Below are 12535 nucleotides of genomic sequence, written 5' to 3'. Positions count from 1 at the left end.
CGTCACTGCGGAAGCTGCGAAAGAAGGCGACGCGAACCTCACCTTCAACTTCCAGCTGAGCAATCCGCCGCAGGCGGGTACCACGGCTACCTTGACCGTCAACGTCGGTGGTACTGATTACACCGTCACAGTTGGCGCTGATGGCAAGGGCACCTTGTCGGTCCCGAATACCAACGTTGAAGACGTCTACAAAGATGGCAGCGAAGTCACCGCGACTGTCACCGCGGTTAACGGTGGTAACTTCGAAGCGGTCGATCTGACTGGCGCGACCACCACCGTTGCTGTCGAAGACACCATCGACACCACCACCGTGGCCGTCACTGCTGAAGCAGCGAAGGAGGGTGATGCCAACCTCACCTTTAACTTCCAGCTCAGCAACCCGCCGCAGGCGGGTACCACTGCTACCTTGACCGTTAACGTCGGTGGCACTGATTACACGGTAACTGTTGGCGCTGATGGCAAGGGCACCTTGTCGGTCCCGAACACCAACGTTGAAGATGTCTACAAAGACGGCAGCGAAGTCACTGCGACCGTCACTGCGGTCAATGGCGGTAACTTCGAAGCGGTCGATCTGACTGGCGCGACTACTACCGTTGCCGTCGAAGACACCATCGATACCACGACCGTGGCCGTCACTGCTGAAGCTGCGAAGGAGGGTGATGCGAACCTCACCTTCAACTTCCAGCTGAGCAATCCGCCGCAGCCTGGCACCACCGCTACCTTGACCGTTAACGTCGGTGGCACTGATTACACCGTCACAGTTGGCGCTGATGGCAAGGGCACGCTCCAGGTCCCGAACACCAACGTTGAAGACGTCTACAAAGACGGCAGTGAAGTCACTGCGACTGTAACCTCGGTCAATGGCGGTAACTTCGAAGCCGTCGACCTGACTGGCGCGACCACCACTGTTGCCGTCGAAGACACCATCGATACCACGACTGTGGCCGTCACTGCTGAAGCTGCGAAAGAAGGGGATGCCAACCTCACCTTCAACTTCCAGCTGAGCAATCCGCCGCAGGCGGGTACCACTGCTACCTTGACCGTTAACGTCGGTGGCACTGATTACACCGTCACTGTTGGCGCTGATGGCAAGGGCACCTTGTCGGTCCCGAATACCAACGTTGAAGACGTGTACAAAGACGGTAGCGAAGTCACCGCGACTGTAACCGCGGTCAACGGCGGTGACTTCGAAGCCGTCGATCTGACCGGCGCGACCACCACTGTTGCCGTCGAAGACACCATCGATACCACGACTGTGACAGTCACCGGCGTACCGGCGAAAGAAGGCGATGCCAACGTCACCTTCAACTTCGAGCTGAGTAACAAGCCTCAGGCTGGCAGCGATCCGGTCGTCCTGAACGTACGCATCGGCAGCACCGACTACACCGTCAACATCGATAGCAACGGCAAAGGCTCGATCCAGGTCCCGAACCCGAACAGCGAAGACGTGTACAAGGACGCCAGCCAACTGGTCGCCACCGTCACGGGCGGCACTGGCGGCAACTTCGAGAAGATCGCCACTGGCGCGACCGGCACAGCACAAATCGCTGACACCGAGACCCCAGTCACCGTCAAGGTCACCGGCGTTCCGGCAACCGAAGCTGATGCCAAGGTCACCTTCAACTTTGAGCTGAGCGACAAGCCTCAGGCTGGCAGCGCGCCAGTCGTACTGAACGTGCGCATCGGCAGCACCGACTACACCGTCAACATCGACAGCAACGGCAAGGGCTCCATTCAGGTCCCGAACCCGAACAGCGAAGACGTGTACAAGGACGCCAGCCAGTTGGTCGCCACCGTCACCGGCGGCACTGGCGGCAACTTCGAGAAGATCGCCACTGGCGCGACCGGCACAGCGCAAATCGCTGACACCGAGACCCCAGTCACCGTCAAGGTCACCGGCGTTCCGGCCACCGAAGCAGATGCCAAGGTCACCTTCAACTTCGAGCTGAGCGACAAGCCTCAGGCCGGCAGCGATCCAGTTGTTCTGAACGTACGCATCGGCAGCACCGACTACACCGTCAACATCGATAGCAACGGCAAAGGCTCGATCCAGGTCCCGAACCCGAACAGCGAAGACGTGTACAAGGACGCCAGCCAGTTGGTCGCCACCGTCACCGGCGGCACTGGCGGCAACTTCGAGAAGATCGCCACTGGCGCGACCGGCACAGCACAAATCGCTGACACGGAGACCCCAGTCACCGTCAAGGTCACCGGCGTTCCGGCCACCGAAGCAGATGCCAAGGTCACCTTCAACTTCGAGCTGAGCGACAAGCCTCAGGCCGGCAGCGATCCAGTTGTTCTGAACGTACGCATCGGCAGCGCCGACTACACCGTTAACATCGACAGCAACGGCAAGGGCTCCATCCAGGTCCCGAACCCGAACAGCGAAGACGTGTACAAGGACGCCAGCCAACTGGTCGCCACCGTCACTGGCGGCACCGGCGGCAACTTCGAGAAGATTGCCACTGGCGCGACAGGCACAGCCCAAATCGCTGACACCGAGACCCCTGTTACCGTCAAGGTGACCGGCGTTCCGGCCACCGAGGCTGATGCCAAGGTCACCTTCAATTTCGAGCTGAGCGACAAGCCTCAGGCTGGCAGCGCGCCAGTCGTACTGAACGTGCGCATCGGCAGCACCGACTACACCGTCAACATCGACAGCAACGGCAAGGGCTCGATCCAGGTCCCGAACCCGAACAGCGAAGACGTGTACAAGGACGCCAGCCAACTGGTCGCCACCGTCACCGGCGGCACTGGCGGCAACTTCGAGAAGATCGCCACTGGCGCGACCGGCACAGCGCAAATCGCTGACACCGAGACCCCTGTCACCGTCAAGGTCACCGGCGTTGCGGCCACCGAAGCTGATGCCAAGGTCACCTTCAACTTCGAGCTGAGCGACAAGCCTCAGGCTGGCAGCGATCCGGTCGTCCTGAACGTACGCATCGGCAGCACCGACTACACCGTCAACATCGACAGCAACGGCAAGGGCTCGATCCAGGTCCCGAACCCGAACAGCGAAGACGTGTACAAGGACGCCAGCCAGCTGGTCGCCACCGTCACCGGCGGCACTGGCGGCAACTTCGAGAAGATCGCGACCGGCGCGACCGGCACAGTACAAATCGCTGACACCGAAACCCCAGTCACCGTTAAGGTCACTGGCGTTCCGGCCACCGAAGCTGATGCCAAAGTCACCTTCAACTTCGAACTGAGCGACAAGCCGCAAGCCGGCAGCGCGCCAGTCGTACTGAACGTGCGCATCGGCAGCACCGACTACACCGTCAACATCGACAGCAACGGCAAGGGCTCGATCCAGGTCCCGAACCCGAACAGCGAAGACGTGTACAAAGACGCTAGCGAGTTGGTCGCCACCGTCACCGGCGGCACCGGCGGTAACTTCGAGAAGATCGAAACCGGCGCGACTGGCACTGCACAAATTGCTGACACCGAAACCCCTGTCAGCGTAATCATCACGCCGCAAGCTGCGACTGAAGCTGACGCCGACGTCATCTTCAACTTCCAGATGAGCAAGCCGCCGCAGGCTGGCAGCGACCCAGTGGTACTGGTCGTCAAAGTCGGCGCCAGCAACTACAACGTCTCGATCAACAGCCAAGGCCAAGGCACGCTGAGCGTACCTAATCCGAACACCGAAGACGTCTTCAAGGACGCCAGCAAGCTGGTTGCGACCGTGGTCAGCGGCACCGGTGGCAACTACGAGAAGATCGAAACCGGCGCAACCGCGATTGCCGATATCGCCGACACCATCGATACCGTCTACGCCAAGATCAGCATGGTCGGTACCGGCTCGGTCAACGAAGGCGGCAACCTGACCTACAAGGTCGAGCTGGTCGACAAGTCGGGCAACTCGATCAGTGTGCCAACCGGCAAGTCGGTTTCGGTCAACCTGGAATGGTCCGGCAATGCTGATGCCAGCGACATTGAAGGTACGCTGCCAACCAGCGTGACCATCAATGGCGGCAAGAGCAGCGTCGAGTTCAACGTCAAGACCTTCGACGACACCAAGATCGAAAGCAGCGAGACGCTGACCGCCACCATCAAGCAGGTCAACGACACCAATCAGGTGTTCGAGAACCTCGCGGTGGGCAGCCAGAACGTCGCCACTGGCACCATCATCGACAACGACAAAGGCCCGGTCATCACCGCGCCTGGCAGCGCTTCGATCATCGAGAGCGGCACCGGAGGTGGCGCTGATGTGGTCCTGGTCCTCGACCGCTCGGGCAGTATGGGGCCGAAGGGCAACGGCGACGGCGGCAGCGACCCGGATGGTAGCGGGCCGTATACCTCGCGCCTGCAGATGCTCAAGGAAGCGGTCAAGAACCTGTTCGACTCCGGTACCGTGCATTCGGTGTTTATCGTGTCGTTCGGCTCCAGTGCCACCTTCCACAGTTCCGGTAAAGACGGCGGCTGGTTCACCAATCTGGATGACGCCTACGCGGCCATCGACGCCCTCAAGGCCGGCACCCAGACCTACTACAACACAGCGCTGAACACGGTTATCAATAACTACACAGCGCCGCCGCCGGGCGGCAACAAGCTGGTCAACATCTTCATGTCCGACGGCGCGCCTACCAGCGGCCAGGGCGCCAATGAAAACAACTGGATCAACTTCCTTGACCAGAAAGGCTTCAATGACTCCTTCGCTGTGGGCTTCGGCGGGCTGAGCAATACCGACAAGAACTACCTCGAGCCGATCGGCTGGAAGCCAGGTGAAACCGCCGGTTCCATCACTCAAGGTGTGAATGACAACCACGTACTGGTCGTCGATACCTCGCTCAGCGCCCTGACTCAGGCGCTGGTGGGTAGCGTTGGCGGCAGCGCGGTGTCCGGCAACGTCACCGACAACGCCACCAGCGGTACCGCTGGCTGGGCCAGCAACGGCTGGAAGTTGACGTCGGTTGAGTACAACGGCGTTACTTACTCGTTCACCAGTGCCACCGACTCCAAGACCCTCGACCTGGGCAATGTCGGCAAGGTAGTGATCAAGTCCGATGGCAGTTACACCTTCTCGGGCAAGGACAACTTCGACACGGCCGATTCGCTGTCGGCAGTGGTCAAGTTCACGGTCAAGGATGCTGCTGGCAACACCGCGTCCTCGTCGCTGACCCTGACTGTCAACGACCGCAGCGACCCAATCGCTGGCAACGACGACGTGACCGCCACACTGACCTCGAAAACGGTCATGGGCGCGCCAACCGACGTTACCTTGGCCAGCTTCACAAGCGGCGAGAAGAGCCAGTGGCGGTTCGAGAACGCAGTCGATCGCGACACGCCTAACCCGGCAGCCGATACCGGCCGCTGGCAGGTGAGCTCGGTGGTCGGCACCACGGCGGATGCCAGTGTCAGCAGCGGCAGCAATCCGACCCTCGTGCTGACGGATCGCAACGGTAATAGCAACGGCGATGCCTCGATCCTGACCCCGCTGTACAAAGCGGTGGGCGGCGAGACGATGTCGTTCAAGGCGGTAGCTTCGCTGTCGACAGTGAATTACTGGCTTTCGACCGAGAAAGACACCGCGAGCTGGACGCTTCTCAAGAGCACTGACGGTGTCAACTGGACCGTTGCGGGTGGCGGTTCGATCGCCAACGGCAGCTCCACCATCACCACCGATCCGCTCGAAGCAAACGCTCAGTACCGCGTACAGCTGACCGTGCATGACGACACCAGCAGCTTCTACACCGGCAGCGCCAATGTCAGCTTCGATGACTTCAAAGTCACCGTACCTGGCGCCCCAGTAGTTGAATGGACTGCAACCCCGGTCACCGGCACCGTAGCTGCCAACGACTCGTGGGGCACCGATGGCGAAGTCTCGACCCTGGCAATCAAAGTTAACGGCGCCTGGGTCGATGTACCGACAGGCGGCACCACCGTCAACGGTCAGTACGGCAGCCTGGTGATCGCCAAAGACGGTTCGTACACCTACACCCCGACTGCGAGCAAAGACGGCGTCGGCCACATGGATCAGTTCGATTACAGGCTGACCCAGCCGGACGGCGATACCGACACCGCGCACCTGTACGTGACCATTCAAGGTACCGGCCCAGGCGCAGCTGGCCTGGCGGCACCGGCGTGGACCAGCGGCAACGACACGCTGCTGGGCGGCGACGGTAACGACAACATCTTCGGCGGTGCCGGCAACGACACGCTGATCGGCGGCAAGGGTAACGACATCCTCACCGGCGGCAGCGGTGCCGACCTGTTCGTCTGGAAAGCGGGTCACACCGGCAACGATGTGATCACCGACTTCAAGGCTTCCGAAGGCGACCGCATCGACCTCAGCGAACTGCTCCAGGGCGAGAAGGGCAGCACCATCGACAACTATCTGAAGATGACCACCGTGCAAGGTGACACCGTTCTGCAGATCAGCAGCGATGGCAAGCTCAACGTTCAAGATGGCACCAATCACGTCGATACCACTATCACCGTGCAGGGCGTCAACTGGTCGAACAGCTCCATCAACTCGCTGATCAGCGGTGCCGATCCGCTGATCAAGGTCGACAACCACAACGGCTGATGTTCACCCGCCAGCAGCAGGCAACTGCAGCTGGCGTTGTGCACTGATTCGATTCCGGCCTCGTCGCAGCTTGCCTGCAACGAGGCCGGAGTCGTGTTGGGCTACCTCAAGCGTTATCCTGCCCCTATCGCAACCAGAAGGATTCACCGTGACAACGGATCACAGCCTGTATTACGTGCAGCGCGACGCCGATGGGCGCCTGTCGCGGGTCGACGCCAAGGCTTTTGAAGGCCATACCGAAACCCTGCCGGGTGACCACGTCGAGGTCCTGCATTGGCTGGCCGACGATGTTGTCGGCAACAGCCTCAACCAGCTCAAACAGAGCGATCTGGACATGATCCGGGTGCTCGAGGACTTGATCGAAGTGCTGACCAACAAAGGCGTGCTGAGCATTACCGACCTGCCGGCCGGCGCTCAGGCCAAGTTGCTCAGCCGCTCCAGCGCACGGCGTGCATTGGGTGGATTGAGTAACCTGATCGAAGAAGAGCCTGAAGGTGGTTTGATCTGAGCAGCCGTTCATATATATATGCACTAACGGTATTTAAAATAATGTTCTTATGACTTTATAGTCACTCCACTGCGTACCTGCCGACCAATCGGCGCGCCGCACGATGTGAATCCACACGGGAGTCCCCCGTGCGTTTCTGATCGTTGCGCGCCTTTTGCATCGCGCACTATGTGGGAGTGACACATGCCAGCCGTCTCCAGCGCCTTGTCGAGCAACGACAGCGCACCCTCGCAACCTTTCGAGGTTCGTCCATTTGCCGGCGCAGTCGGTGCCGAAGTCATCGGCCTGAACCTGGCTCAGCCGGTCAACAGCGAAGACTTCCAGCGTATCCATCGCGCTCACCTCGACCATCACGTGCTGGTTTTCCGTGACCAGCGCATCGTTCCCGAACAACAGATTGCGTTCAGCCGACGCTTCGGCGAGCTGCAGATCCATGTGCTCAAACAGTTCCTGCTGCCGGGTCATCCAGAGATACTGATCGTTTCCAACATTGTCGAAAACGGCCAGAACGTTGGCTTGGGCGATGCGGGTAAATTCTGGCACTCCGATCTTTCCTATAAAGCGCTGCCCAGCCTCGGTTCGATGCTGCACGCCCAGGAGTTGCCCAGCGAAGGCGGCGATACCCTGTTCGCTGATATGCACAAAGCCTGGGACGCCGTGCCCGATGCCCTGCGCAAGGTCATCTCCGGCCGTGATGCCGCGCATTCGTATACAGCGCGGTATGCCGAGACCAAGTTTGAAGGCAACTGGCGCCCGACCCTTACTGCCGAGCAGCTCGCGCAGGTTCAGGAGGTGATCCACCCGGTTGTACGCACCCATCCGGAAGACCACCGCAAGGCGCTGTTCGTCAGCGAAGGCTTCACCACCCGCATCGTTGGCCTGCCGGCAGACGAGAGCCGTGATGTGCTGCAGCAGCTGTACGCCCTGAGTGTTCTTGAACAGAACATCTACCGCCATCAGTGGCAGCCGCATGATCTGGTGTTCTGGGACAACCGCTCGCTGATCCATCTGGCTGCCGGCTGCCCAGCCCATCTGCGGCGCAAACTGTTCCGTACCACCATCCAGGGCGATGCCCCGTTCTGACGACCGAGAGAATTCACCATGCGCAAATCCATCAGCCGCCTGGCGGCAAGCATCACCCTGGGCGCGACCCTGGCCGTTGGCACCCTGGCAGCGCCGGTCGCGGCACATGCCGAAGGCAAGATTCGCATCGCCGAGCAGTTCGGTATCGTCTATCTGCTGCTCAACGTAGTGCGTGACCAGCAACTGATCGAAAAGCACGGCAAGGAAGAAGGCCTCGACATCAAGGTCGACTGGGCACAGTTATCAGGGGGGGCGGCGATCAACGACGCATTGTTGTCCGGCTCGGTGGATATCGCCGGCGCCGGCGTCGGCCCACTGCTGACGGTCTGGGACCGGACCAAAGGCCGGCAGAACGTCAAGGCCGTGGCGTCGCTGGGCAACTTCCCGTACTACCTGGTCAGCAGCAACCCGAATGTGAAAACCATTGCCGACCTGTCCGAGAAAGACCGCATCGCGGTACCTGCCGTGGGCGTCTCGGTGCAGTCGCGTTTCCTCCAGTACGCCGCCGCCAAGCAGTGGGGTGACAAGGAATACAACCGCCTCGACAAATACACCCTCGCGGTACCCCATCCCGATGCCACCGCAGCCCTGCTGGCTGGCGGCACGGAACTGAACGGGCATTTCTCCAACCCGCCGTTCCAGGACCAGGTGCTGGCCAACAAGAACGTGCACATTGTCCTCAACAGCTATGACTTGCTGGGTCCCAACTCGCCGACCCTGCTGTTTGCCACCGAAAAATTCCGCAACGAGAACCCAAAAACCTACAGAGCCTTTGTCGCCGCACTTGCCGAAGCGGCTGATTTTGCTCAGCACGACAAGGCGGCCGCAGCCGATACCTACATCCGCGTGACCAAGGCCAAGATCGACCGCGACGCGCTGATCCGGCTGATCGACAACCCGCAGTACGAGTTCACCATCACGCCGAAAAACACCTACCCGTTGGCTGAATTCCTCTACCGGGTCGGCGCGATCAAGAACAAGCCCGCATCCTGGCAGGACTATTTCTTCGAGGACGCTCGTCCTCTGCAGGGGAGCTGATCGCCAATGACCGCCCAATTGCCAGGCCACGCGGCCAGCAAGCTGAGCCATGTCGCTACGCCGGCATTGCTGACTGTGGATAACGTGAGCCTTGAATATCGCACCGCGCAGCAGGTGGTGCGCGCCACTCACCAGGTCAGCTTCGAGGTCGACCAGGCGGATCGTTTCGTTCTGCTTGGGCCCTCCGGCTGCGGCAAGTCGACCTTGCTCAAGGCAGTTGCCGGCTTTATCGAACCCAGCGAAGGACAGATCCGTCTGCAGGGCGAAGCGGTGCGCGGCCCAGGTGCTGATCGCATCGTGGTGTTTCAGGAGTTTGACCAACTGCCACCCTGGAAGACGGTGAAGCAGAACGTCATGTTCCCGCTGCTGCTATCCGGTCAGCTCAAACGCAACGAGGCCGAGCAGCGGGCTTTGCACTACCTGGACAAAGTTGGCCTGGCTGCGTTTGCCGATGCCTACCCGCACACACTCTCGGGAGGCATGAAAGCGCGGGTGGCGATTGCCCGTGCGCTGGCCACCCAGCCGAAGATCCTGTTGATGGACGAGCCGTTCGCTGCACTCGATGCCCTCACCCGACGCAAGATGCAGGAAGAGCTGCTGCTGCTGTGGGAGGAGGTGCGTTTCACCCTGCTGTTCGTCACCCATTCAATCGAGGAAGCACTGATCGTCGGCAACCGCATCTTGTTGCTGTCGCCGCATCCAGGGCGAGTTCGCGCTGAGGTGCACAGCCACCAGTACCACCTGGGCAGCCTGGGCGCCAGCGACTTCCAGGCCAGTGCCAGGCGTATTCACCGGCTGCTGTTCGACGAGGCATCAGAGCCTGAACACAGCGCCGAGCTGGGCTTCAACGACATTCGCATCGCCTACTGAGGGGAGACAGGGCATGACCACGACACCTGTTCGCCAGGAATATGAAGTGCAGCTGGAGCCTTTGCTCAGTGTGCCGCTGCAAAGGCAGTTACCCTTAAGCCAACGCTTGTGGCAGCAAGGCTGGCTGCGCAAGACAGTGATTCTGCTGGTGCTGGCAGTCGCCTGGGAGCTGGCTGCGCGCTATACCGACAACGACCTGCTGCTGCCCAGCTTCCTGCAGACGGCTGCGGCACTGTGGGATTCTCTGCTCAGCGGCGAACTGCCTGAAAAGGTCGGCGTCTCGTTGGTGGTACTGCTCAAGGGCTATCTGTTGGGCATCGTGCTGGCCTTCGGCCTGACCAGCCTCGCCGTATCGACCCAGTTTGGCCGCGACCTGCTCAGCAGCCTGACCTCGATGTTCAACCCGCTGCCGGCAATCGCTCTGTTGCCATTGGCCCTGCTGTGGTTCGGCCTGGGCGACAACAGCCTGATCTTCGTGCTGGTGCACTCGGTACTGTGGGCACTGGCACTCAATACCTACGCAGGCTTCATGGGGGTATCCGAAACCCTGCGCATGGCCGGGCGCAACTACGGCCTGCGCGGCCTGCGCCTGGTCGTACACATCCTCGTGCCCGCAGCGCTGCCGTCGATCCTGTCTGGCTTGAAGATTGGCTGGGCGTTCGCCTGGCGCACGCTGATCGCTGCCGAGCTGGTATTCGGCGCCAGCAGCGGCAAGGGCGGATTGGGTTGGTATATTTTCCAGAACCGCAACGAGCTGTACACCGACAAGGTGTTTGCCGGGCTGGCGGTGGTGATCTTGATCGGCTTGCTGGTCGAGGGGCTGGTGTTCAACACGCTGGAGCGCGTTACCGTGCGTCGCTGGGGGATGCAACGCTAAGGGCTGCGCCAGGCGCTGTGGCTCAGTCCTGATATTGAGCCGCAGCGCTGCTCAAGGTACGCCCGATTTCCTCACGCAGTGACTGCGGCAGCTCGACCACCAGGCTGTCGCCCTGACTCAGCAGCCACCAGCGCAGCGGCCAGCCGTCGCTGACCGTCGCGCGCAGGCGGTGGCCGTGTTCCAGCGCGGTCAACTGCATGTCCGGGGTCAACGGCGCGTCACGCAACTGCCGAGCGAGCAGATCGCTGATCCACGCCTGCAGCTCAATGCCATCACCCAGCACCGGCTGCAGCGCATCCCCGCGCAGGTACGCCTGCAAATCGAAATTGCCGCGCAGCTCGCTTACCGCTGCCGCTGACCAGTGCCAGCCAAACGGGATGCTCTTGTCATTGCGCTCAAGCGGGAAGATCAACGCAAGCTCGTTGAGATCGCGCTCGACCGTGCGCTTGCTGACGATAAAGCCGACGTCACGCAACCCCCAGACCAACTCGGCGCTGGTAATGCCGGGCGAGCGGCTAGGCAGCTGACGTAGCAGGGCCCATTGACGGCTGAGGGTGGCGCGAGTAGTGGCGAACGGCAAAGGTAAACGTCCTTGTCTAGGCTTGCCGCACCAGAATGGCGGCACAGGGCGCGCATGGCAATTAGCCACACCTCGCTCAGATCAATGAACCTGCATTTGGTTGCCTGGGTTCGGATCGTTCGCGACAGGTTTCGTCGTAGCATGCCGCAGAATCACGCCTCACCACGGCTGTGGTTGGGTTGTGAAGCGTTCAATGAGGATGAACATGTCTGCTGCCAGCAATATCCATTCGCTGCTCGCGCGTCTTTTACCGGCGCGGATAATCCCTGTGCCGATTCCTCCGCGCCAGCGTCAGCAGCTGTTCACCGGTGTCGGTCTACCCAGCTACTGCGGGCAGTTGGGCGAGCGCCCTGGCCTGGTCAATCGCCTGGATGAAGCCGTCGACCTGCAGGCGGTGTATGCCGACCTGCGCCGGCTCGCGCTGGCGGGCAACATCGCTGCACTGAACGACCTTGGCTGGATCTGGCTCAACGGCAAGTACTGGCTGGCAGATACGCTCCTGGCTGGGCATCTGCTGCGCATGGCCGCGCTGCAGGGCAATGCTGCCGCCTGGTTCAATCTTGGCCAGCAGCACTACTTCGGCAAAGGCGTGGCGGTGTGTTACGAGCAAGCCGCCGAATGCTATCGCCAGGCATTCGAGGGCGGCCTGCTGCACGCTGCCGCAGCGTTGGGCGACCTGTTCGAAGAGGAAGTCTGCGACGCCGAGCAGGAATGGATGGTTGACCCGGTCGAGGCGCTGCGCTGGTTCATGCGCGGGGCCAAACTGGGCGAGGCACGCTGTCGGTTTGAGGTCGGCCATCGTTTTCTGCATGGGTTGTATGTCGAGGCCGATATCAAGGCCGCCCTGTACTGGCTGGAGCTGGCGGCAGCCGCCGGGGTGATGCAGGCAGCAGAAGAGCTGGCGGTGCATTTCAGCAGCCGCAACATGGCCCGCTACAAGGGTTGGCGTGATCAGGCGATCCAGATGGGCAGCAACCTGGCCTTGACCATGAAGCTTGAAGACCAGGTTCAGCGCTGAAGTGCATGAATAACCTTTCATCCTCGCAGTTC

8 protein-coding genes are annotated in these 12535 nt (G+C 61.1%); 7 read left to right on the top strand and 1 reads right to left on the bottom strand.

Going from position 1 to position 12535, the window contains the following annotated elements:
* From AC58X1_RS18445 to AC58X1_RS18420, 6 genes are all read left to right on the top strand, one after another.
* The coding region (locus AC58X1_RS18445; protein ID WP_497429281.1) for an immunoglobulin-like domain-containing protein at positions 1-6529 on the top strand (6529 nt) is incomplete at its 5' end.
* A 166-nt stretch (positions 6530-6695) separates the two neighbouring features.
* Positions 6696-7037 carry a tryptophan synthase subunit beta gene (locus tag AC58X1_RS18440; RefSeq protein ID WP_101323136.1) on the top strand — a complete coding sequence of 114 codons (342 nt, stop codon included), beginning with the start codon at positions 6696-6698 and terminating at the stop codon, positions 7035-7037.
* Positions 7038-7220: 183 nt separating this feature from the next.
* Positions 7221-8120 carry a TauD/TfdA dioxygenase family protein gene (locus AC58X1_RS18435; protein ID WP_497429280.1) on the top strand — a complete coding sequence of 300 codons (900 nt, stop codon included), beginning with the start codon at positions 7221-7223 and terminating at the stop codon, positions 8118-8120.
* Between the two features lie 18 nt (positions 8121-8138).
* On the top strand, positions 8139-9158 hold the full coding sequence (locus tag AC58X1_RS18430; protein ID WP_447731755.1) for an ABC transporter substrate-binding protein: 1020 nt from the start codon (positions 8139-8141) through the stop codon (positions 9156-9158).
* Positions 9159-9164: 6 nt separating this feature from the next.
* Positions 9165-10028 carry an ABC transporter ATP-binding protein gene (locus AC58X1_RS18425; protein ID WP_497429279.1) on the top strand — a complete coding sequence of 288 codons (864 nt, stop codon included), beginning with the start codon at positions 9165-9167 and terminating at the stop codon, positions 10026-10028.
* A 13-nt stretch (positions 10029-10041) separates the two neighbouring features.
* Positions 10042-10905 (top strand): ABC transporter permease, encoded by an 864-nt coding sequence (locus tag AC58X1_RS18420; RefSeq protein WP_101322655.1) that lies wholly within the window; start codon positions 10042-10044, stop codon positions 10903-10905.
* Between the two features lie 22 nt (positions 10906-10927).
* Here AC58X1_RS18420 and AC58X1_RS18415 read toward each other — a convergent pair whose 3' ends face one another.
* Positions 10928-11485, bottom strand: coding sequence for a WYL domain-containing protein (locus tag AC58X1_RS18415; RefSeq protein ID WP_497429278.1), 558 nt, complete (start codon positions 11483-11485; stop codon positions 10928-10930).
* Positions 11486-11690: 205 nt separating this feature from the next.
* Between AC58X1_RS18415 and AC58X1_RS18410 the strand changes: the two genes are divergently transcribed.
* On the top strand, positions 11691-12503 hold the full coding sequence (locus tag AC58X1_RS18410; RefSeq protein ID WP_220632799.1) for a tetratricopeptide repeat protein: 813 nt from the start codon (positions 11691-11693) through the stop codon (positions 12501-12503).
* Positions 12504-12535 lie beyond the last annotated feature (32 nt).

It is taken from the genome of Pseudomonas sp. PGPR N4 (assembly GCF_059693665.1).
This window is presented reverse-complemented; position numbering and strand designations above follow the sequence as displayed.

Coding starts and splice junctions, on each gene's coding strand:
- AC58X1_RS18410 (WP_220632799.1), top strand. CDS start 11,691: ATGTCTGCTGCCAGCAATATCCATTCGCTGCTCGCGCGTCTTTTACCG.
- AC58X1_RS18435 (WP_497429280.1), top strand. CDS start 7,221: ATGCCAGCCGTCTCCAGCGCCTTGTCGAGCAACGACAGCGCACCCTCG.
- AC58X1_RS18425 (WP_497429279.1), top strand. CDS start 9,165: ATGACCGCCCAATTGCCAGGCCACGCGGCCAGCAAGCTGAGCCATGTC.
- AC58X1_RS18420 (WP_101322655.1), top strand. CDS start 10,042: ATGACCACGACACCTGTTCGCCAGGAATATGAAGTGCAGCTGGAGCCT.
- AC58X1_RS18430 (WP_447731755.1), top strand. CDS start 8,139: ATGCGCAAATCCATCAGCCGCCTGGCGGCAAGCATCACCCTGGGCGCG.